Source organism: Gilvirhabdus luticola, from assembly GCF_040117515.1.
Lineage (GTDB): Bacteria > Bacteroidota > Bacteroidia > Flavobacteriales > Flavobacteriaceae > Gilvirhabdus > Gilvirhabdus luticola.
Window position 1 is genome coordinate 108056 of sequence record NZ_JBEEEN010000005.1, and the last position, 24420, is coordinate 132475.

19 protein-coding genes are annotated in these 24420 nt (G+C 33.5%); 18 read left to right on the forward strand and 1 reads right to left on the reverse strand.

What is annotated here, in order from left to right; genetic code table 11:
• The first annotated feature begins 19 nt into the window (after positions 1-19).
• From AAFP94_RS09865 to AAFP94_RS09920, 12 genes are all read left to right on the forward strand, one after another.
• Entirely contained in the window at positions 20-1234 is a 1215-nt protein-coding gene (locus AAFP94_RS09865) for an RsmB/NOP family class I SAM-dependent RNA methyltransferase (RefSeq protein WP_316662513.1), read from the forward strand.
• Positions 1234-2364: an endonuclease gene (locus AAFP94_RS09870; protein ID WP_316662514.1), complete on the forward strand. Its 1131-nt coding sequence runs from the start codon at positions 1234-1236 to the stop codon at positions 2362-2364. Before AAFP94_RS09865 ends, AAFP94_RS09870 begins: the two co-directional genes overlap by 1 nt.
• 141 nt (positions 2365-2505) lie before the next feature.
• Positions 2506-6168, forward strand: a complete 3663-nt coding sequence (gene purL, locus AAFP94_RS09875) for a phosphoribosylformylglycinamidine synthase (RefSeq protein ID WP_316662515.1) — start codon at positions 2506-2508, stop codon at positions 6166-6168.
• A gap of 119 nt (positions 6169-6287) precedes the next feature.
• Complete coding sequence (locus tag AAFP94_RS09880; RefSeq protein ID WP_316662516.1) at positions 6288-6653, forward strand: type IX secretion system membrane protein PorP/SprF; 366 nt, start codon at positions 6288-6290, stop codon at positions 6651-6653.
• Positions 6654-6679: 26 nt separating this feature from the next.
• Positions 6680-7066: an ester cyclase gene (locus tag AAFP94_RS09885; protein ID WP_316662517.1), complete on the forward strand. Its 387-nt coding sequence runs from the start codon at positions 6680-6682 to the stop codon at positions 7064-7066.
• Positions 7067-7187: 121 nt separating this feature from the next.
• A complete protein-coding gene (locus AAFP94_RS09890; RefSeq protein ID WP_316662518.1) occupies positions 7188-8957 on the forward strand; it encodes an AMP-dependent synthetase/ligase in 1770 nt (589 codons plus the stop codon).
• A 180-nt stretch (positions 8958-9137) separates the two neighbouring features.
• The gene (locus tag AAFP94_RS09895) at positions 9138-9530 is read left to right on the forward strand and encodes a DUF1761 family protein (RefSeq protein WP_316662519.1); all 393 of its coding nucleotides are present in this window, start codon (positions 9138-9140) and stop codon (positions 9528-9530) included.
• Positions 9531-9664: 134 nt separating this feature from the next.
• Complete coding sequence (locus AAFP94_RS09900) at positions 9665-10123, forward strand: MarR family winged helix-turn-helix transcriptional regulator (RefSeq protein ID WP_316662521.1); 459 nt, start codon at positions 9665-9667, stop codon at positions 10121-10123.
• A 1-nt stretch (position 10124) separates the two neighbouring features.
• On the forward strand, positions 10125-12533 hold the full coding sequence (locus AAFP94_RS09905) for a 3-hydroxyacyl-CoA dehydrogenase/enoyl-CoA hydratase family protein (protein WP_316662523.1): 2409 nt from the start codon (positions 10125-10127) through the stop codon (positions 12531-12533).
• A 3-nt stretch (positions 12534-12536) separates the two neighbouring features.
• Positions 12537-13727, forward strand: a complete 1191-nt coding sequence (locus AAFP94_RS09910) for an acetyl-CoA C-acyltransferase (protein WP_316662524.1) — start codon at positions 12537-12539, stop codon at positions 13725-13727.
• A 20-nt stretch (positions 13728-13747) separates the two neighbouring features.
• Positions 13748-15556, forward strand: coding sequence for an acyl-CoA dehydrogenase family protein (locus AAFP94_RS09915; protein WP_316662525.1), 1809 nt, complete (start codon positions 13748-13750; stop codon positions 15554-15556).
• A gap of 113 nt (positions 15557-15669) precedes the next feature.
• A complete protein-coding gene (locus AAFP94_RS09920; RefSeq protein WP_316662526.1) occupies positions 15670-16242 on the forward strand; it encodes a YdeI/OmpD-associated family protein in 573 nt (190 codons plus the stop codon).
• A gap of 7 nt (positions 16243-16249) precedes the next feature.
• Here the strand turns inward: AAFP94_RS09920 and AAFP94_RS09925 are convergent, their stop codons facing one another.
• On the reverse strand, positions 16250-16927 hold the full coding sequence (locus AAFP94_RS09925) for a Crp/Fnr family transcriptional regulator (RefSeq protein WP_316662527.1): 678 nt from the start codon (positions 16925-16927) through the stop codon (positions 16250-16252).
• A 104-nt stretch (positions 16928-17031) separates the two neighbouring features.
• Between AAFP94_RS09925 and AAFP94_RS09930 the strand changes: the two genes are divergently transcribed.
• The 6 genes from AAFP94_RS09930 (at position 17032) to ccoG (ending at position 24410) form a co-directional block, all read left to right on the forward strand.
• Entirely contained in the window at positions 17032-19401 is a 2370-nt protein-coding gene (locus tag AAFP94_RS09930; protein WP_316662528.1) for a heavy metal translocating P-type ATPase, read from the forward strand.
• Positions 19402-19480: 79 nt separating this feature from the next.
• Positions 19481-19669, forward strand: a complete 189-nt coding sequence (ccoS, locus tag AAFP94_RS09935) for a cbb3-type cytochrome oxidase assembly protein CcoS (protein ID WP_316662530.1) — start codon at positions 19481-19483, stop codon at positions 19667-19669.
• A 5-nt stretch (positions 19670-19674) separates the two neighbouring features.
• On the forward strand, positions 19675-21861 hold the full coding sequence (gene ccoN / locus AAFP94_RS09940; RefSeq protein WP_316662531.1) for a cytochrome-c oxidase, cbb3-type subunit I: 2187 nt from the start codon (positions 19675-19677) through the stop codon (positions 21859-21861).
• Positions 21862-21865: 4 nt separating this feature from the next.
• Complete coding sequence (locus AAFP94_RS09945; RefSeq protein ID WP_316662532.1) at positions 21866-22051, forward strand: CcoQ/FixQ family Cbb3-type cytochrome c oxidase assembly chaperone; 186 nt, start codon at positions 21866-21868, stop codon at positions 22049-22051.
• A complete protein-coding gene (locus AAFP94_RS09950) occupies positions 22048-22935 on the forward strand; it encodes a cbb3-type cytochrome c oxidase N-terminal domain-containing protein (RefSeq protein ID WP_316662534.1) in 888 nt (295 codons plus the stop codon). Before AAFP94_RS09945 ends, AAFP94_RS09950 begins: the two co-directional genes overlap by 4 nt.
• Positions 22936-22985: 50 nt before the next feature.
• Positions 22986-24410, forward strand: a complete 1425-nt coding sequence (ccoG, locus tag AAFP94_RS09955; RefSeq protein ID WP_316662535.1) for a cytochrome c oxidase accessory protein CcoG — start codon at positions 22986-22988, stop codon at positions 24408-24410.
• The last annotated feature ends 10 nt before the right edge of the window (positions 24411-24420 follow it).

A 24420-nucleotide genomic window follows, 5' to 3' on the forward strand; every position in this document is an offset into this window, starting at 1 on the left:
GCGAACTTAAATTTTCAAAATGCGATTACACAGAAATTTATGTTTTGCTACTATAGATGGCTTAACAAAAATATTTAATGAAGGAGACTATGCAGATAAGGTGATTCAGCAACTTTTAAAACGAGACAAACGTTGGGGAAGTCGTGATAGGGCATTTGTAGCCGAAACCACATACGATATTGTACGTTGGAAACGGTTATATGCTGAAATTGCTGAAGTTAAAGAGCCTTTTGATAGAGATAATCTGTGGCGCATGTTTGCAGTTTGGGGAACTCTAAAAGGTATTAAATTACCTGATTGGAAGTATTTTGAAAACACCCCTACAAGAAAAATTAAAGGACGTTTTGATGAACTTTCAAAAATAAGAAAGTTCAGAGAATCCATTCCAGATTGGCTAGATGATTTAGGAGAGGATGAACTGGGAAATGCAATTTGGACCAAAGAAATTGAAGCATTAAACCAACAAGCTGATGTTATTTTAAGAGTAAACTCCTTAAAAACATCCAAAGAAAAACTACAAGCAGAATTATTTGACCTTGATATTGAAACCGAGTTTTTAAAAGATTACCCAAATGCTTTAAAATTAAAAGAACGTGCAAATGTCTTTCAAACCGAAGCCTTTAAAAATGGTTTGTTTGAAGTACAAGATGCATCTTCTCAACTGGTTGCAGAATTTTTAAACGTAAAACCCGGAATGCGTGTTGTTGATGCATGTGCAGGAGCTGGCGGTAAAACATTGCATTTGGCCTCTTTAATGGAAAACAAAGGTCAAATAATTGCATTAGATATCTATGGCAATAAACTTAACGAATTGAAGCGCCGTGCCAAACGAAATGGAGCACATAATATAGAAACTCGTTTAATAGACTCTACTAAAGTCATTAAAAAATTATATGATAAAGTAGATCGTGTCTTAATAGATGCTCCATGTTCTGGTCTTGGTGTTTTAAGGAGAAATCCCGATGCTAAATGGAAACTTCAACCAGAGTTTATTGAAAATATAAAAATAACACAACAAGAAATTTTAAGACAATATTCTCAAATGGTAAAAGCAGATGGACAATTAGTTTATGCTACATGTTCAATTTTAGCATCTGAAAATCAAGAACAAGTTGAAAAGTTTTTAAGTTCAGAATCAGGAAAAGATTTTACCTTTGTAACAGATAAAAAAATATTGGCTCATAAATCTGGTTTTGATGGATTTTATATGGCCTTACTACAAAAGAAAAATTAATGAAACATATTTACTTTCTATTTTTATTGACCTCTTTTTTAAGTTTTGCCCAACCAACTGGTTACTATGATTGGGCGAACGGAAGAAATGGATACCCTTTAAAAACCGCATTAAAAGAAATTATTGATGCAAATAACGATGGTCTTTCAACAGAATATTTATCTGTTGATAATGGCTATGGCGGACTGTATATTACTTATGAAACATCAGACAGAGATAACTATTTTGAAGATAATGGTACTGTTTTAGATATGTATTCAGAAAGAGTTGACAGTGACGGCAATAATTTAGCAGACAATTACGAATATACCTATGAAATTGAAAACCCTGACGATAGGGATTCTGGTTCTGGAGGTACATCAGAAGGCGAATATTATAATAGAGAGCACGTGATACCTCAATCAGTTTTTGATTCTGATGACCCAATGAGAAATGATGCTCATTTTGTAATTCCTTCAGATAAATTTGTAAATGCTCAACGAGGTAATTTTCCATTTGGAGTTGTTGATTCACCAGATTGGACATCAACAAATGGTTCTAAAAGAGGAAACAATTTGAATTCAGGATATTCAGCTGGTTACACCAATACAGTTTTTGAACCAATTGATGAGTTTAAAGGCGATATTGCTAGAATGTTTTTCTATTTTGTAACTAGATATGAAGACGATATTACAGGCTTTAACACTTATGATATGTTTGATGGTTCAAGCGATAAAGTTTTTAATCAAACCTTTCTAAATATTTTGTACCAATGGCATTTAGATGACCCAGTTTCAATAAGAGAGCAAGATAGAAACAACGCCATTTTTGCAAGGCAAAATAACCGTAATCCTTTTATAGACCATCCAGAGTATGTTCAGCAAATCTGGAGCGCCTCACTTTCAACGGAAAACAATTATAACTCAATTTCTGTTAGTATGTATCCAAATCCAGTAAAAAACAATTTACATTTTTCTACAACACAAGATTTGGACTTAATTATATATGATGTATTAGGAAAAAAAGTCCTCATAGAAAAAGTATCATCAGATCAAAATAGTGTTGATGTTTCAAGTTTCAATAAAGGTATTTACTTGGTCAGGCTTATTTCAGAAAATGGGCAAGTCACCAAGAAACTCATAAAACAATAAATTAAAGCGGCGAATTTGTGTCGCTTTTTTTATGTTCAAAACATGGTGAATAACTCACGTATTTTGATGTTATTTTAAATGAAGTTTACTAGGAAATAAATTAAATTTGCACTTTCAATACAATATACAAATTAAAGCATAATGATTCATTTCTTTGGAAACACAAACAGTAAGGTTTTTGCTGTTCAAACAACAAAAGAATTATCACCTGAAACAATCTCTAAACTTACTTGGTTATTCGGAAATCAACCAAAAATAAATTCGGCGTCACTTGACGCCTTTTTTGTTGGACCAAGAGCTGCTATGATAACACCTTGGAGTACAAATGCAGTTGAGATTACTCAAAATATGGGGATTTCAGATATAGTGAGAATTGAAGAATTTAAAGTTGTTTCAGAAGATTTTAAAGATTTTGATTCTATGATTTCTGAAAAGTTCAACGGATTAAATCAAGAGTCATTTACAATCCATATTGAACCCGAAGCGATTCTAAATATTGAAGATATATCGGCTTATAATCAACAAGAAGGATTATCGTTAAGTGATGAAGAAGTTGCATATTTAGAAGGTGTTTCAAAAAAAATAGGAAGACCACTTACCGATTCCGAAGTCTTTGGTTTCTCACAAGTAAATTCAGAGCATTGTCGACACAAAATATTTAATGGCACGTTTGTGATTGATGGTGAAGAAAAACCAACCTCACTTTTTAAACTCATTAGAAAAACATCAGAAACCAATCCAAACGATATTGTTTCAGCTTATAAAGACAATGTTGCTTTCATAAAAGGCCCAATTGTAGAGCAGTTTGCACCAAAACGTGCCGATGTTCCTGATTATTATACTACTGAAAATTTTGAATCGGTTATTTCTCTTAAAGCAGAGACTCATAATTTTCCAACAACCGTTGAACCTTTTAATGGTGCTGCAACAGGTTCTGGTGGTGAAATTCGCGATAGACTTGCTGGTGGTAAAGGTTCATTACCACTGGCGGGAACAGCGGTTTACATGACTTCCTATTCGCGTTTAGAAGACAACAGACCTTGGGAAAAATGCATAAAAGAACGTGATTGGTTATATCAAACTCCAATTGATATATTAATAAAGGCTTCAAATGGAGCTTCAGATTTTGGAAACAAATTTGGACAACCTCTTATTTGTGGTTCGGTCTTAACTTTTGAACACGAAGAACATGCCCGTAAATTAGGTTACGACAAAGTCATAATGCAAGCCGGAGGTATTGGCTATGGAAAGGCAGATCAAGCACTTAAAAACACGCCTAAAGAAGGTGATAAAATTGTAATTCTTGGTGGTGAAAACTACAGAATCGGAATGGGTGGCGCTGCTGTTTCAAGTGCTGATACAGGCGAATTTGCTTCAGGCATCGAACTAAATGCTGTACAACGTTCTAACCCAGAAATGCAAAAACGCGCTGCAAATGCAATTCGTGGTATGGTTGAAAGTAAGGAGAATTTTATTGTCTCAATTCACGATCATGGTGCAGGTGGGCATTTAAATTGCTTATCTGAATTGGTTGAAGAAACTGGTGGAAAGATAGATTTAGACAAACTCCCTATTGGCGATCCTACATTATCTGCTAAAGAAATTATCGGCAATGAATCTCAAGAACGTATGGGATTAGTGATTGCTGAAAATCATATTGACATATTAAACAAAATTGCAGATAGAGAACGTTCACCAATGTATACAGTTGGTAATGTTACAGGCGATAACAGATTTACTTTTGAAAGTAAAACCAAAGGCGACAAACCCATGGATTTAGCCATGGAAGATATGTTTGGCAGCTCACCAAAAACAGTCATGAATGACGTTTCGATCAAAAGAAATTATGATGATTTAAGCTATAATTCTGAAGATATTTTAGACTATTTAGATCAAGTTTTACAACTTGAAGCTGTAGCTTGTAAAGACTGGCTAACCAATAAAGTAGATCGTTGTGTTGGTGGAAAAGTAGCTAAACAACAATGTGTTGGAACATTACAATTACCGCTTAATAATGTTGGAGTGATGGCACTTGATTATAATGGAAAAGAAGGTATTGCAACTTCCATTGGGCACTCTCCTATTTCGGGATTAATTAATCCAGTTGCTGGTAGTCGAAATTCAATTACAGAAGCCTTAACCAATATTATTTGGGCACCTTTAAAAGATGGCTTACAATCAGTTTCCTTATCAGCAAACTGGATGTGGCCTTGTAAAAATGAAGGTGAAGATGCACGTTTATATCAAGCAGTTGAAGCTGTTTCAGAGTTTGCTATAGATTTAGGAATTAATGTTCCTACTGGAAAAGATTCATTATCCATGAAACAGAAGTATCCTAATGAGGAGGTTATTGCACCTGGAACCGTTATTATTTCGGCAGCAGGAAATTGCAACGATATTAATAAAGTGATTGAGCCTGTTTTCAAAAGAAATCAGGGAAATATTTATTACATTAATCTGTCGCAAGACAAATTTGAATTAGGAGGAAGTTCGTTTGCTCAAATTGTAAATAAAATTGGTACAGACGCTCCAAATATAAAGTCTGCCAATTATGTGAAAAATGTTTTTAATTCCATTCAACAATTAATTGTGGATGAACAAATTGTTGCCGGACATGATGTGGCTTCTGGAGGATTAATAACTACGTTGCTTGAAAGCTGTTTTGCAGATGTAAATATAGGCGCGGAATTAGATCTTACTTCTTTAGGAGAAAAAGATTCTGTCAAACTACTTTTTTCAGAAAATGCTGGTATTGTATTTCAGTCAAAAGATAATTCGATTGAAACTGTTTTAGCAAATGCTAACATCGAATTCTTCAACATTGGTAAAGTAACAGAGTCTGATGTTTTAAGTATAATAAATCACACTGATGTTTTTACATTAACCGTTTCTAGATTGCGAGATGTTTGGTATAAAACCTCTTCCCTACTTGACAAGAAACAGACAGCCAATGGTTTGGCGAAAGACAGATACGATAATTACAAAAACCAACCGCTTAAATATACATTTCCTAAACATTTTACTGGAAAACTTCCTTTAATTGATTCAAGCAAATCAAGACCTAAAGCAGCTGTTCTTCGTGAAAAAGGCAGTAACAGTGAACGTGAAATGGCAAATGCCATGTACTTGGCAGGTTTTGATGTTAAAGATGTACATATGACCGATTTGATATCAGGTCGTGAAACTTTAGAGGACATTCAGTTTTTAGGTGCTGTAGGTGGTTTCTCGAACTCTGACGTTTTAGGTTCAGCCAAAGGTTGGGCAGGAGCTATTAAATACAATGAAAAAGCAAATAAAGCCATTCAGGATTTCTTCAACAGAGAAGATACGCTTTCTGTAGGTATTTGCAATGGTTGTCAATTGTTTATGGAATTGGAAGAGATTAATCCAGACCACAAGGTACATGGCAAAATGACCTTCAACAATTCGCATAAACACGAAAGTGCTTTTACTTCAGTAACAGTTCAAGAAAACAATTCGGTAATGCTATCAACTTTGTCAGGAAGTACTTTAGGTGTTTGGATTTCCCATGGCGAAGGAAAATTTAGTTTACCACTTTCTGAAGATAATTATAACATCGTAGCCAAATATAGTTATGCAGAATATCCACACAATCCTAATGGTTCAGATTATAATACTGCCATGATGTGCGATAAATCTGGTCGACATTTAGTCACCATGCCGCATATTGAACGTTCTACCTTCCAATGGAATTGGGCTAACTATCCTGAAGGTAGAAAAGACCGGATTTCTCCTTGGCTAGAAGCCTTTATAAATGCAAGAAAATGGATTGAGAAATCATAACATTGTTAAAATAATAAAAAAGCCAACCTAATTCGGTTGGCTTTTTTATTGCTATTTAAATTTAAAGCCTAACTATTTATAAAAAACCTTAACTTTAAAAGCATCGTAACCAACTCATTATGCGTCATTCTTGTCTAGCGATATTATTATTAAATTGTTTTTTTGGATTTTCTCAAATAGATACTTTACCAATTAAGAATAAGCTAGCCAAAGCCAATGAATATAGGTTTTCTGAACCTGAAAAATCAATAGAACTATACAACGAAATAATTGAATATTCAGATTCAATAAATTTTCCATATGGAAAGCATAAAGGAAAAATTGGATTAGGTATTTCATATAGATTAGATGAGTCAGTGAGTGGTTTAGGATTAGTTAAGCTTGCCAATTGGATACATTTTGGATACGCTTATGAAGCTACAACAACAGATGTAAAAGATTACAGTAAAGGATCTCATGAGGTGCTTTTAAGATTTAGATTTTAAATATTAATCAATAACACAAATTATTAATGAAAACTAAAGAAATAAAAAAACCAATCGAAAAATATTTTGAGTCCCATGATACTAAATATCTAGCTGAAGATGCAGTATTTATTAATATGGAAACCAATGAACTTACTATTGGTAAAGAAGCAATTGGTAACATGTTAAATTATATTTATCATGTAGCATTTGATGCTTATCTGGAAAAAACTAATTCCATTGTTACGGATGATAAAGCATTACTAGAAGGTATGTTTACAGGCAAACACATTGGTGATTTCGCAGGCATATCTGCAACTAATAAAACTGTCAAAGTTCCTCTTTGTGTTTCTTATGATCTAGAAGATAACTTAATTAAAATTGCAAGAATTTACATGTTATCAAATAGAATGATAGATCAATTAACCAATTAAGTGAAATAAGTTATCCATTTTTAGAAAAGGAGCTTTTTTAAATAAGCTCCTTTTTTAATTCCCCATTTGAAAATCATTATTAATTTCATAATTTGCAAGTCTACAAACGAGAATTTACTTAATGACACAAATAACACGACTTTTTGATTTTCCTTATTATCAATTAGAAAAATATAATTTACAAAAAGCATTTACCTCTAAACGAAATGGACAGTGGCAATCCATCTCAACGCAAGAATATATCAATCAAGCCAATGCTATAAGTCGTGGATTGTTGCGTTTAGGTGTTCAACCTAATGATAAAATAGCAGTAATTTCTACCACAAATAGAACCGAATGGAATATTGTTGATATCGGTATCCTTCAAATTGGTGCTCAAAATGTACCTATTTATCCTACTATTTGCAAAGAAGATTATGAGTACATTCTAAACCATTCTGAATCAATATATTGTTTTGTTTCGGATGATATCATTTTAGAAAAATTAAATCAGATAAAACAAAATACTTCAATAAAAAATGTATATACTTTTGAAGATATTGTTAGAGAAACTAATTGGAAAGAAGTATTAAAATTAGGTGAAGACCAATCCAATCAAGATGTTGTAGAAGACAGAAAAAATCAAGTCAAACCACATGATTTAGCTACACTAATTTATACTTCAGGAACAACAGGTACACCGAAAGGCGTTATGCTTTCTCACAACAATTTAGTATCAAATGTTATTGATAGTGAAAAACGTGTCCCTTTTGATCATGGAAAATCTAAAGCATTAAGTTTCCTTCCCGTTTGCCATGTTTTTGAACGCATGATTTTATATCTATATCAATATTGTGGAGTAGAAATTTATTTTGCTGAATCTATAGAAGCTATGAGTCATAATTTAAAAGAAGTGAAACCAACTGTTATGACGGCTGTACCTCGGTTATATGAGAAAGTTTATGACAAAATTGTAGCAAAAGGTAGTGAGTTATCTGGTTTAAAAAAAAGCCTATTCTTTTGGGCTATAGAAATTGGTTTAAAATACGAACCATATGGTGTTAATGGTTGGTGGTATGAACAACAACTAAAACTCGCCAGAAAACTAATTTTTAGCAAATGGAAAGAAGGATTAGGTGGTAATTTGGAGTTGATGGTTTCAGGAAGTGCAGCTTTACAACCAAGACTAACAAGAATATTTGCAGCTGCAGACATGCCTATTATGGAAGGCTATGGTTTAACCGAAACATCTCCTGTGGTTTCTGTCAATGACCAGAGAAATAATGGTTTTAAAATCGGAACCGTAGGACGTATTATTGATAACGTAGAAGTGAAAATTGCAGAAGATGGAGAAATTTTGGTTAAAGGACCTAATGTTATGCAAGGTTATTATAAAGACACTGAAAAAACGGCTGAAGTCATGTCAGGAGACTTTTTTCATACAGGAGATATCGGTGAAATAGATTCTGATGGATTCTTAAAAATAACAGACAGAAAAAAAGAGATGTTTAAAACCTCCGGTGGCAAATATATTGCTCCTGCATTAATTGAGAATCAATTAAAACAATCCAGATTTATAGAGCAGGTGATGGTTGTTGGTGAAGGTGAAAAAATGCCAGCTGCCATTATTCAACCAAATTTTGAGTTCATACAAGATTGGATTGAACGAAAAGAAAAAGAAGTAGAACCAGATTATGAGTCTATTGCTACTTCGCAAATAATTCGCGATAGAATACAGCGAGAAATAGATTATGCGAATAAAAAATTTGGGAAATGGGAACAGGTAAAGGCATTTGAACTAACACCCGATGTTTGGTCAGTTGAATCTGGTCATTTAACACCAACTATGAAAATGAAAAGAAAAATAATTAAAGAAAAATATATAAGTCTTTACAACAAAATCTATAGCTAAACCTATTATAGTTATACTAATTTTAGTGACATGAAAGTTTCTAAACAATCCAAATATTAACTAATTTATTCTCAATAATTTATAATTTTATTAGTTTATTTGATAATTTTTTAATCAAAAAATTATCAATTTCACATTTTTTTGATACTTTTAGAACACTAACTAATAAAATTATATACAATGAAAACAAAAAATTTTGTAGTTTCCGGTGTTGTCGGAGGTATTGTCGACTTTCTTTTAGGATGGTTATTTTATGGAATGATTTTTAAAGATACATTTCCACAACCAGAGGAACACTCCAATACAATGATTATGATATTCCTAGGCTGCCTCACTTTCGGATTATTTATAGCCTATATCTTTACCAAATGGGCTCAAATAACAACTTTGGCTACAGGAGCTAAAGCTGGTGCTATAATAGGTTTGTTTATTGGCTTATTCTACAATTTCTTTAATATGGCTATGGATTCTGGTGCAACATTTGAGTTAATGGCTCTAGATGTAGTTATTGGAATTGTTATGTCAGCTATTGTAGGTGCTGTTATTGGTCTAGTTAATGGTAAACTAGGATAATATAATAGAACATTATGAATTTAAACCACCTCTTTTGAGGTGGTTTTTTTATTTATACTTATATATATTTTTTTTAAATTTATTATGCGTGCATAATAAATTTTTTGTATATTTGGACTTCAAAATCATAACATATGAATGACAAAACGATAGATTACATTTTCAGAACCACTTGGTTAGCCATAAACAAAATGTATAATGAGGAAGCTGCTCAATTTGATACTACCATGGCAACTGGATTTGCTTTGTTAAGTATTGATCCCGAAAAAGGTACCCCATCAACTTCACTTGGTCCAAAAATGGGAATGGAAGCTACTAGTCTATCAAGAACTTTAAAAACCATGGAAGAAAAGGGATTAATTGAACGTAGGCCCAATCCAGAAGATGGTCGTGGTGTAATTATTCATTTGACGGAATTTGGTCGTGAAAAACGCGCATATTCAAGAGAAAAGGTTTTAACGTTCAACGAAGCCATTCGTAACAATATATCTCAAGATAAACTCAATCATTTTTATGAAGTTGCAGAACTTATCAATAATATGATCTCCAATAAAAAAATATATAACCAAAAAGAACAATATTCACTTAAATAACATGAGTAAACGAATCATAAAAAAAGTAGCTGTTATTGGATCTGGAATTATGGGAAGTGGTATTGCTTGTCATTTTGCCAATATAGGTGTAGAAGTACTTCTTCTAGATATTGTCCCTCGTGAACTTAATGACGCTGAAAAAGCAAAAGGATTATCACTTAACGACAAAGAAGTTAGAAATAGAATTGTTAACAGTTCTTTTCAATCGGCATTAAAATCGAAACCTTCTCCTATTTACCATCAAAAATTTGCTGATAGAATTACAACAGGCAATTTAGAAGATGACATATCTAAAGTAAAAGATGTAGACTGGATAATTGAAGTGGTGGTAGAACGTTTAGATATTAAAAAACAAGTGTTTGAGAATTTAGAAAAACATAGAACACCTAGTACACTTATTACTTCCAATACCTCGGGTATTCCTATTAAATTCATGAACGATGGTCGAAGTGAAGATTTTCAACAGCATTTCTGTGGAACTCACTTTTTTAACCCAGCTCGTTACTTAAAGCTATTCGAGATTATTCCAGGTCCAAAAACTACAACAGAAGTGTTGGACTTCTTAAATGGATATGGCGAACAATATCTTGGCAAAACATCTGTAATTGCTAAAGATACGCCAGCTTTTATTGGAAACCGAATCGGAATATTTGGCATTCAAAGTTTATTTCATCAGGTAAAAGAATTAGGATTAACTATTGAAGAAGTTGATAAGTTAACCGGTCCTGTAATTGGTCGGCCAAAATCAGCCACGTTTAGAACTGTTGATGTAGTTGGATTAGATACTTTGGTTCATGTAGCCAATGGAATTTATGAGAATTGCCCAGATGATGAAGCTCATAAACTTTTTAAGTTACCAGATTTCATCAATTCTATGATGGAAAATAAGTGGTTGGGCAGTAAAACAGGTCAGGGTTTTTATAAAAAAGTAAAAAAAGATGATGGCTCTAGTGAAATCTTGTCATTAGACCTCAACACTTTAGAATACCGGCAAAAAAAATCGGCTAGATTTGCCACTTTAGAGTTAACCAAAACGGTTGATAAAGTCATAGACCGCTTCCCTATCCTAGCCTCTGGAAAAGATAAAGCTGGAGATTTCTACAGAAAAAATTTCTCTGCAATGTTTACTTATGTTTCTAACAGGATTCCAGAAATCACAGACAATTTGTATAAAATAGATGATGCTATGAAAGCAGGATTTGGTTGGGAACATGGTCCTTTCCAGATTTGGGATGCCATAGGTGTTGATAAAGGAATAGATATCATGAAAGCAGAAGGTCTTGAGCCAGCGGCTTGGGTAAATGATATGCTAGATTCAGGAAACAAATCATTTTATACAGTGAAAGATGGTGCAACATACGTCTATGATTTTACAACGAAAACACAAGAAAAGATTCCTGGTCAAGATAGTTTTATCATACTAGATAATATTAGAAAAACTAACGAAGTATTTAAAAACCCTGGTGTTGTTATTGAAGATATAGGAGATGGCATTTTGAACTGCGAATTTCAAAGTAAGATGAACACTATAGGTGGAGACGTTCTTGCAGGGTTAAACAAAGCCATAGATCTTGCCGAAAAAGATTTTCAAGGTTTGGTTATTGGCAACCAAGCAGCAAACTTTTCGGTTGGTGCTAACATTGGAATGATTTTCATGATGGCTGTAGAACAAGAATATGACGAGCTTAATATGTCAATTAAATATTTTCAAGATACCATGATGCGTATGCGTTACTCTTCTATTCCAACCATCTCTGCTCCACACGGTATGACGCTCGGTGGTGGTTGCGAATTGTCATTACATGCCGATAAAATTGTTGCAGCTGCAGAAACATATATTGGTTTAGTTGAGTTTGGTGTTGGTGTGATTCCTGGTGGTGGTGGTTCTAAAGAAATGACTCTTCGAGCCCAAGATCTATTCCAAAAAGGTGATGTAGAACTTAATATTTTAAGAGAACATTTTTTAACTATTGCTATGGCGAAGGTATCAACTTCTGCTTATGAAGCTTATGATAATAATATTCTACAAAAAGGAAAAGATATCGTTGTAGTTAATAAAGATAGACAAATTGCTACTGCAAAAGCTTATGCAAAATTGATGGCTGAACAAGGTTATACTCAACCTATTAAACGCAATGATATTAAAGTATTGGGCAAACAAGCACTTGGACTATTTTTAGTCGGCACGGATTCTATGAATGCAAGTAATTATATAAGTGAACATGATCAAAAAATAGCTAATAAATTGGCTTATGTTATGTCTGGTGGTGATTTATCAGAACCAACCAATGTGAGCGAACAATACTTATTGGATATAGAACGTGAAGCATTCTTAAGTCTTTGTACAGAAAGAAAAACACTTGAACGTATTCAACACATGTTGAAAACAGGAAAACCTTTAAGAAATTAAAAAATGAAACAAGCATATATAGTAAAAGCATATAGAACAGCTGTTGGTAAAGCACCAAGAGGTGTGTTCCGTTTCAAAAGAACCGACGAGTTAGCTGCAGAAACCATTAAGTACATGATGAAAGAATTGCCAGATTTTGATGCAAAACGTATTGATGATGTTATTGTAGGTAATGCAATGCCTGAAGGTTCTCAAGGCTTAAACATGGGACGATTAATCTCCTTAATGGGATTAGATATTGTAGATGTTCCAGGTGTAACTGTTAATCGTTTTTGTTCTTCTGGAATTGAAACTATCGGAATAGCGACTGCTAAAATTCAATCTGGCATGGCCAATTGCATTATTGCTGGTGGTGCAGAAAGTATGAGCTCTGTTCCTATGTCGGGTTATAAACCAGAACTTAATTATGACATTGTAAATGCTGGGCATGCTGATTATTATTGGGGAATGGGAAATACTGCCGAAGCCGTAGCTAATCAATTTAAGGTGTCTCGAGAAGATCAGGATGAGTTTTCATACAATTCACACATGAAAGCATTAAAAGCACAAGCTGAAAATCGGTTTCAAGACCAAATAGTCCCTATTGAAGTCAATCAAACTTATATAGGTGAGAATGGTAAAAAATCTACAAAAACCTATACAGTAACTAAAGACGAAGGTCCGAGAAAAGGTACAAGTCTCGAAGCATTGGCAAAATTAAGACCTGTATTCGCTCAAGGTGGAAGTGTTACTGCAGGTAACTCTTCTCAAATGAGCGATGGTGCTGCTTTTGTTATGGTCATGAGTGAAGATATGGTTAAAGAACTAAATTTAGAACCCATTGCTCGTTTAGTAAGCTATGCAGCTGCAGGTGTTGAACCTCGCATCATGGGAATTGGTCCAGTAAAAGCAATTCCTAAAGCATTAGCTCAAGCTTATTTAAAACAAAATGATATAGAGCTTATAGAGCTTAACGAAGCTTTTGCCTCACAATCACTTGCAGTTATTCGTGAATTAGGTTTAAATCCTGATATTGTAAATGTCAATGGTGGAGCAATCGCTTTAGGACATCCTTTGGGATGTACTGGTGCCAAACTATCAGTACAATTATTTGATGAAATGAGAAAGCGAGAAATGAAAGGAAAGTACGGTGCAGTAACCATGTGTGTTGGAACTGGTCAAGGCGCATGTGGAATATTCGAATTTTTAAACTAAAAAACTTAATACTATTATAAATGGAAACAACTGAAAAGGACATCTTGAGAGGTGGACAGTTTCTAGTAAAAGAAACAAAATGCGAAGACGTATTTACTCCTGAAGATTTTTCAGAAGAACAAAAAATGATGAAAGAATCGGTTATTGAATTTAATGACCGAGAGATTATTCCTCATAAACCTCGTTTTGAAGCAAAAGATTTTGCACTTACGGAAGAATGCATGCGTAAAGCTGGAGAAATGGGTTTTTTAAGCGTAGCTGTTCCTGAAGCTTATGGAGGTCTTGGGATGGGATTTGTTTCAACAGTTTTGACCTGTGATTATATTTCAAGCGGAACCGGATCATTCAGTACAGCTTTTGGTGCACATACTGGAATTGGTACTTTACCAATTACATTATATGGTACAGAAGAACAAAAACAAAAATATGTTCCCAAACTAGCGTCAGGAGAATGGTTCGGTTCTTACTGTTTAACTGAACCCGGAGCAGGAAGTGATGCCAACTCTGGAAAAACTACTGCCACACTTTCTATAGATGAGAAAAGCTATAAAATAAATGGTCAAAAAATGTGGATTTCTAATGCAGGTTTCTGTCGTTTAATGATTGTTTTTGCACGTATTGAAGACGATAAAAATATTACTGGATTTATAGTTGAATATGATAAAGAGAATCCTAATGGAATTACATTAGGAGAAGAAGAACATAAACTAGGAATTCGTGCGAGTTCAACTCGACAAGTTTTTTTTAATGATACTATTGTGCCTGTTGAAAACATGCTGTCTAAAAGAGGAAATGGTTTCAAGATAGCAATGAACACGTTAAACGTTGGACGCATTAAATTAGCCGCTGCATGTTTAGATTCACAACGTCGTATCACAACTGCAGCAGTACAGTATGCCAATGAGCGCAAACAATTTAAAACAGCAATTGCAGATTTTGGTGCTATAAAAATAAAACTGGCTGAAATGGCTACTAATGCCTATGTAGGTGAATCTGCTACGTACAGAGCTTCAAAAAATATTGAAGACCGGATTGCATTGAGAGTTGCAGCAGGAAATTCGCATCAAGAAGCCGAGTTAAAAGGTGTCGAAGAATATGCTATTGAATGTTCTATTTTAAAAGTTGCTGTTTCAGAAGATGTACAGAATTGTTCTGATGAAGGTATCCAGATTTTTGGTGGTATGGGATTTTCTGAAGAAACACCTATGGAAGCTGCTTGGAGAGACGCTCGTATTGCCAGAATTTATGAAGGCACAAATGAAATTAACCGTATGCTTTCTGTCGGTATGTTAGTAAAGAAAGCTATGAAAGGTCATGTAGATTTATTAGGTCCAGCTATGAAAGTCCAAGAAGAGTTAATGGGAATTCCATCATTTGAAACGCCTGATTATTCTGAATTATTTTCCGAAGAAAAAGATATGATTAAGAAGCTCAAGAAAACGTTCCTGATGGTTGCAGGTGCTGCTGTTCAAAAGTTCGGTCCAGATTTAGAAGAACACCAACAACTATTGGTTGCCGCTGCAGATATCTTAATTGAAATCTATATGGCAGAATCTGCTATTCTACGTACAGAAAAGAATGCCAAACGTTATGGTGAAAAAGAACAATCTGTACAAATAGCCATGGCAAAACTATATTTATATCAAGCCGTTGAAACCATTGAGAAAAAAGGAAAAGAAAGCATCATCTCTTTTGCAGAAGGTGATGAACAACGTATGATGCTCATGGGATTAAAACGTTTCACTAAATATCAAAACTATCCAGATATTGTAGATTTACGCAACGAAATTGCCGAAAAAGTAAAAGGCGAAAACAAATACTGCTTTTAATAGCAGCTTTTATTGACTAATTCAAAATGACGAAAGGGTCAGTTCAAATTATTGAACTGGCTTTTTTATTTCTTTAACTTTGTGAAAATTAATCATAGTATAAATTATAATCTATGTCATTACCAGAACTGTACTTTAAAGATGATGAAGAATGGCGAAAATGGTTACATGATAATCATGATACTTCTCAAGGCTTATATCTTATTTTTTACAAAGTTACGCATGACAAAGAAAGTATGCGTTGGGAAGAAGCTGTAAAAGTTGCCCTTTGTTATGGTTGGATAGACTCTACTGTAAAAAGTTTGGGTAATGGAAAACGCAGACAATATTTTACACCTAGAAATCCAAAAAGTGTTTGGAGCGCTCTAAATAAAAAATATATTAAAGAACTTACCAAAAATAACTTAATGCATAAAAGTGGTTTGCGAAAAATTAAGATTGCAAAAGAAAACGGAAGTTGGACAGCTTTGGATGATGTTGAAAACGAAGTAATACCCGAAAATCTCCAAAAAGCATTTGACGAATCTCCTCTTGCTTTTGAAAATTATAAAAATTTTGCGCCTTCATACAGAAAAGGTTATTTGTACTGGCTCAATCACGCTAAACGTGATGCAACTAGGGAAAAGCGCGTAGTTGAAATTATTAATCTTTGCGAAGCAAATATTAAATCTAGAAGTAATTGGTAAAACATCTTTATTCTACTCGCTTTAGAGCATTCAAATCTTCTATCTTAATTTGTTTTCCGGATGTAGATATTAATCCGTCTCTTTTAAACTGCGATAGAATTCGAATTGCAGACTCGGTTGCGGTACCAACTAAATTAGCATAGTCTTCTCGAGATAAAGAAAGTTTTATATACCCATCTTCAGTAATTCCAATATGATTATTCATGTAAAGCAACGTTTCTGCTAACCTTTGCTTAACAGATTTTTGAGCCATGTCTACTATTACATTATCAGATTCCTTTAAATCCTGTGCCATTTCCTTTAATAGATCCATGGAAAAATTGGTGTTTTTTTGTAAATCTCCAATAATTTCGCTTTTAGGAATAAAGCAAACTTCCATATCTGACAAAGCTATAGCACTTAAGTTTGCAGACTCTTCCCCAATCAAAGAACGTTGACCTAACAATTCTCCCTTAGCTACCAGTTTGACAATTTGATCCTTGCCATTAGCACTTAACTTTGATAATTTACATATCCCATCTTTGACACAAAAAACCCCATTAATAGTTTCACCTTCTTCAAAAATAGATTCTCCACGTTTAACTATTCTTGAGACTTTACAATTGGAAATTCTATGTATTTCTTGGTGTGTTAAAGATTTTAATGAATTAAATTGTCTAACGATGCATTGTTCACATTTACTCATAGCTACTTTTTGTATCTTGTAAAATTAAATAAAACATGACAAATATCATATTTTTAAGGCACTTGTTTTGTGACTTTTGTTAAGGGTAAAAATGAGCAAATATTATGGGCAAGGTTACTTGTTTCCACTGTGGTGATAATTGTGTTTCTGCAATCATTGAATTCAATAATAAATCATTTTGTTGTAATGGTTGTAAGACCGTTTACGAGATGTTTTATGAAAATGATTTAACATGTTATTACGACTTACAATCTTCTCCAGGAGCTGTTCCAAAAGAAATAGCAGGAAAATATGATTTTCTTTCTCAAGAAAACATTATTGAAAAACTCACCGAATTTAATGATGGGAAAACTCAAATTACCACACTTTATATTCCACATATACATTGTAGTTCTTGTATTTGGATTTTAGAAAACCTCAACAAGCTAAATCAAAACATAATAACATCTCAAGTTAATTTTGGTAAGAAAAATGTTCGTGTTACTTATAATACCGAAAGCTATTCATTAAAAGAAGTTGTTTTACTTTTAAACTCTATAGGATACGAGCCTTACATTTCTTTAGATGATTTTAAAACAGGAAAACAATATATAAACAGATCTCTTATTTATAAACTAGGCATTGCCGGATTTGCTTTTGGTAATGTCATGTTCCTATCGTTTCCAGAATATTTTGAAGTTGGCGAATTTTGGCTAGAAAAATATAAACATTTGTTCCGTTGGCTTATGTTCGCTTTCTCATTACCAGTTGTATTTTATGCTAGTCAAGATTATTTTATTTCAGCGTATAAGGGCTTACGTTCAAAATTATTAAATATTGATGTCCCGATTGCTCTTGGCATTACTGTTCTATTTGTAAGAAGCACCATTGAAATTGTTTTCGATTTAGGATCAGGTTTCTTTGACAGTCTTACAGGATTGGTCTTCTTTTTGCTAGTTGGAAAATTTTTTCAGCAAAAAACATATTCATTCCTTTCTTTTGAACGTGACTATAAATCTTATTTCCCAATAGCTGTTACAAAAATTTCTCATGGACAAGAAAAACCAATTCAGGTGTATGATATTAAAAATGGTGATAGACTCCTTATCAGAAATGGAGAACTCATCCCCGTTGATAGCATATTGATTAATGGAAAAGCGAGAATTGATTATAGTTTTGTTACAGGTGAGTCTGAAACAGTAAACAAAAAATCAGGAGATAAGCTTTTTGCTGGTGGTAAACAAACACATGGGGTGATTGAAATAGAAGCTATAAAATCGGTTGAACAAAGTTATCTTACACAATTATGGAGTAATGATGTATTCAATAAAAGTAAGGAAGATGGTTTTACCACATTAACAAATGCCATAAGTAAACACTTTACTATAGCAATCTTAAGTATTGCTGTCATTGCAACTTCGTATTGGATTTTTGTCGATTCTTCCAAAGTCATGAATGTCTTTACAGCAGTACTCATAATAGCTTGTCCATGTGCAATCGCATTATCGGCACCGTTCACATATGGTAATTTGTTACGCATATTTGGAAAACTCAAGTTTTACATAAAAAATGCCACTGTTATTGAACAATTGGCATCAATTAATACAATTATTTTTGATAAAACAGGAACAATAACATCCAACAAACAAAGTACCGCAATTTATGAAGGTGAAAAATTATCTCATTCTGAAGAAGTTTTACTGAAAAACACGCTTCGCGGCTCAAATCATCCTTTAAGTAGAACACTTTACAACATCCTTGAAGAAAATAACATTATTAGTCTCAACCATTTTGAAGAGCATGTCGGTAAAGGTATTGAGGCATCATATAATAGAAATTCTATTAAAGTTGGTTCGGCTAATTTTGTTGGAGTAACAGAAAATTCGGCACTAAACACTGCTGTTCATGTAAGCACTAACAACCAATACAAAGGAAAGTTTACTTTTTATAACAGATACAGGAAAGGTGTTTCAAAACTTTTCAACCAATTGAAAAAACATTTTGATCTTGTCATTCTTTCAGGCGATAATGAAGGAGAGTTAAAGAATTTGAGAAAACTTTTACCTACAAAAACTAAATTAATTTTCAACCAAAATCCAGATGATAAGTTAGAATATATAAAATATCATCAATCAGAAGGTGCTAAAATACTTATGGTTGGTGATGGTCTAAATGATGCTGGAGCGCTTGCACAAAGCAATGTTGGTATTGCTGTATCAGAAAATATTAATGTTTTTTCTCCAGCCTGTGATGCCATTTTAGATGCTTCCAAAATCAACAAATTATATAGCTATATCAAAGCTTCTAAGAGTGCTATAACAATTATTAAATGGAGTTTTATTCTGTCTTTTATGTATAATGTAATTGGGCTTTATTTTGCAGTAACAGGGCAATTAGCACCTGTAGTTGCTGCAATACTTATGCCTTTAAGCTCTATAAGTATTGTAATTTTTACGACTGTTTCAACAAACTTATTAGGAAGGAAATTGAAATAATTAAAGTTAACAAACATGACTTTTATCATATTTTTAAGTAACTTTTAACGGTACTTTTGATCGATAACTTCAAATAGGTATGAGTGTTATATATATTTTATTGGGTATTAGCATTATAGTGGCTATAGTGTTTTTTATTGCATTCATTTATGCTGTAAGAAATGGGCAATATGACGATAATTACACACCTTCAGTACGTATGCTATTTGAAGATGAACTTCTTAAAGAACAAACCAAACCATCTATTAAATCAAAAAAGACTAATTAATTATTATGGAAGTACAACAGTTTTACTACGATAATAAAATCGTTAAAAAATTCATCTACGCCACTATTGTTTTTGGTGTTGTAGGAATGGTAGTAGGTTTACTACTGGCTTTTATGTTTATATTCCCAAATTTAACTGATGACATTTCGTGGTTAAGTTTTGGTCGCTTAAGACCTTTACACACCAATGCCGTTATTTTTGCTTTTGTAGGCAATGCCATGTTTGCCGGAATTTACTATTCGCTACAGCGATTATTAAAAACAAGAATGGCAAGTGATCTATTAAGTAATATCAACTTTTGGGGCTGGCAATTAATTATAGTCGCGGCTGCAATTTCATTACCACTTGGTTATACAACATCAAAAGAATATGCAGAACTAGAATGGCCAATTGATATTGCCATTGCCTTGGTTTGGGTAGTATTTGGTGTTAATATGATATGGACCATTTTGAAAAGAAGACAACGTCATTTGTATGTTGCTGTTTGGTTTTATATTGCAACATTTGTAACGGTAGCTGTACTTCATATTTTCAATAGTTTAGAGCTTCCTGTCAGTGCTTTAAAAAGTTACTCTGTTTATGCTGGGGTTCAAGATGCATTGGTACAATGGTGGTATGGACACAATGCAGTAGCATTCTTCTTAACTACTCCGTTTTTAGGTTTGATGTATTATTTTGTGCCAAAAGCAGCTAATAGACCCGTTTATTCATATAGATTATCTATTGTTCACTTTTGGTCTTTAATATTCATTTATATATGGGCAGGACCTCATCATTTATTGTATACAGCTTTACCAGAATGGGCACAAAATTTAGGTGTTGCCTTTTCTGTTATGCTTATTATGCCTTCTTGGGGTGGAATGATAAATGGTTTATTAACACTTCGCGGAGCTTGGGATAAAGTAAGGACAGATCCTGTTTTAAAGTTTATGGTGGTTGCCATTACAGGTTATGGTATGGCCACTTTTGAAGGACCAATGTTATCACTCAAAAATGTAAATGCTATAGGTCACTTTACAGATTGGATTATTGCACATGTACATGTTGGAGCATTAGCTTGGAACGGCTTTATGGCTTTTGGTATAATATACTATTTAGTGCCAAGACTCTTTAAAACAAAATTATTTTCTAATGGTCTGGCTAACTTGCATTTCTGGATTGGAACATTAGGTATAATCATGTACGCTCTGCCAATGTATGTTGCAGGATTTACTCAAGCTAGTATGTGGAAACAATTTAATCCAGACGGAACATTAGTTTATGGTAACTTTTTAGAAACAGTTACTGAAATCATGCCTATGTATTGGATGCGTGCTATTGGAGGAACACTATATGTTGTGGGTATGCTAATTTTAGTTTATAATATTATATTAACTGTAAGAAGTGGCAGTAAAGTTACCGATGAATTGGCTGAAGCTTCAGCACTACAACATGTATCAAAAAGACGTACTTCAGGAGAAGGTTGGCATACCTGGTTAGAACGTAAACCAATCAAGCTAACATTATATGCAACAGTCGCTATATTAATTGGTGGTATTGTTCAAATAGTACCAACTATTATGGTAAAATCCAATATTCCAACAATTTCAAGTGTACAACCATATACTCCATTGGAATTAGAAGGAAGAGATATTTATATTAGAGAAGGTTGTGTTGGTTGCCATTCGCAAATGATTCGCCCTTTTAGAAGTGAAGTTGAACGCTATGGTGATTATTCCAAAGCTGGAGAGTTTGTTTACGATCATCCATTCCTTTGGGGAAGTAAACGTACTGGTCCAGATTTACATCGTATTGGTGGAAAATATTCGGATAATTGGCACTTAAATCATATGTATGATCCACAAAGTACTTCGTCCGGTTCTATTATGCCAGCATATCAATGGTTAATTAGAAATGAACTGGATAAGTCGCAAACCGAGACAAAAATGAAAACTATGGTAAAATTGGGTGTTCCTTATAGCGAAGAAGATATTGCCAACGCTCAAGCCCACATGTTGGAACAAGGAACTCAAATTGAGAAAAACTTGTATACAGATCCAGATTTTGCTGAAGGATACGAAGCCGATAAGCAAGAAGGAGGATCAGAATTTATTGAAATGAGAAATCGTGAAATAGTAGCGCTCATTGCATATTTACAAAGATTAGGAACAGATATAAAAGTTGACAATTTAGAGACAACCGCTCAAAACTAGAATTATGCTAAAATTTGTAAAAAATCATATGGAGAGTATTTCAGGCATTGAAATATACCCCATTATATCTTTACTTATCTTTTTTATCTTTTTCGTTATCCTATTTTGGTGGGTAGTCACAGCTAAAAAAGATTATATCAAAACTGTAAGTAATATACCTTTAGATAACCAAAACCAAACAGAATTATGAGACATTTTATTCCATCTTGGGTAAGAGTCCCAATTATATTTTTTATCATCTTCGGAATTGTAGAATACTTTATTGATTCTGGAGAAAAACCAGCATTTATTGAGCAACCGATCATCATGTTATTTTTGCTACTAGTCCTGTTGATTTTAATTGCTATGGAAGCCATTGTCAGTACTATAGACAATATTGTTTCCAAAAGCCTAGATGAAGAGGCCAAAGCAAGGTATATGGCTAACGTCAATGCTCAACCAAAACTATTTATTTGGACAAAAAACATGTATAAAAAATTGTTAGGATCTAGACCCATACAAGAAGAGCATGAAATTATTCTGGATCATAACTATGACGGCATTCGAGAACTAGATAATAGTTTACCACCATGGTGGCTTTATAGTTTTTATGCTTCCATTATTTTTGGTGCAATTTATTTATTAAGATATCATGTCTTTGATGGCCAAAATCAGTATCAAGAATTAGAGACTGAATACGCCGAAGCCAAGCTTGCCATTGAAGAATACAAGAAGACTGCAAAAGATTTGGTCGATATCAATACCGTAACCGTTTTAACTGATCTAGCGGATTTAAAAGCTGGTCAAGCCATTTATGAAACCAATTGCGTGGCATGTCATAAAGATGATGGTGGTGGTGGTATTGGTCCTAACTTGGCAGATAACTATTGGATACTTGGCGGTGGAATTAAGAACGTGTTTCAAACCATTAATGAAGGCGGACGTGATGGTAAAGGCATGATTGCTTGGAAACAAAGCTTAAAACCTATAGAAATTGCGCAAGTAGCAAGTTATATTTTACAATTTCAAGGTACAACTCCAGCAGAACCAAAGAATCCTGAAGGAGATATTTGGATAGATGACAATACGGATTAAATTATTTTAAAAAAAATAATACAAAGACTATTCATTAGACAAGAACATTTGTGGAGACTACAGAAAATGGATCATTTAGAGATTCGATTGCTACCATAAACGATGAAGGTAAAAGAGCTTGGATTTATCCAAAAAAACCCAGTGGCAAGTACTATGAAAATCGTAAAATAGTTAGCTATTTTCTGTTAGCCATTTTGTTTGCTGCACCTTTCATCAAAATTAACGGCAATCAATTCCTGATGTTCAATGTATTAGAACGTCGTTTCAATATTTTTGGATTTCCTTTTTGGCCTCAAGATTTTCATTTGTTTGTGATTTCTATGCTCATTGGAGTAGTATTTATTACACTATTCACAGTTGGTTTTGGACGCATTTTTTGTGGATGGATCTGTCCTCAAACCATTTTTATGGAAATGGTTTTCAGACGCATAGAATATTGGATTGATGGAGATAGAAACAAACAGCGAAAGCTAGACAGGCAAAAATGGAATGCTGAAAAAATTAGAAAACGTCTTTTAAAATGGTTAGCTTTTCTGGTTATTTCATTTTTAATTGCTAATGTCTTTTTGGCTTATTTAATAGGTAGTGATAAACTCATTAGATACATTACAGAAGGACCTTCAGAACATTTTAGCACACTATTTCCGCTTATTATTTTTACTGCAGTTTTCTATTTTGTGTTTGCATGGTTTAGAGAACAGGTATGTATTATTGCCTGCCCTTATGGTCGCTTACAAGGTGTTCTTTTAGATAATAAATCCATTGTTGTTGCTTATGACCATAAACGCGGCGAAGGAAAAAATGGACGGAAAAAATTTAGAAAAAATGAAGATCGAGCGGCTCTAGGTCATGGCGACTGTATTGATTGTTTACAGTGTGTACATGTGTGCCCAACAGGAATCGATATTAGAAACGGAACGCAACTAGAATGTGTAAACTGTACAGCTTGCATAGATGAGTGTGACCATATTATGAAAAGCATTAATCTCCCTAAAGGTCTTATTCGCTATGCCAGCGAGGATGAAATAGAGAAAAAAGAAAAGTTTAAATTAACGGCTCGTATGAAAGGCTATATTGCCGTTTTGATAATATTAACAGGTGTTCTTACAGGAATGTTACTTTTACGAAATGATATAGAAGCAAGAGTATTACGCTTGCCAGGACAATTATACGAGCATAAAGAAAATAATATTATCAGTAATGTTTTTACTTATAAATTAATTAATAAAACTGTACATGAAATAGATAGTGTAAGTTTTAAGCTTCGTAAATATGATGGCGAAATAAAAGTAGTTTCAAACGCAGATTATATTACCATAGCAGAAGAAAGCCTTGCTGAAGGTACTTTGTTTATTGAAATTGATAAAAAACAGCTTACTGGAGATAAAAACAAATTAATGATTGAAGTTTATAGTGGAGACCAATTAATTGAAACCACGACCGTTAACTTTTTAGGACCAAGAAGTTATAACTAAAAAAATAAAA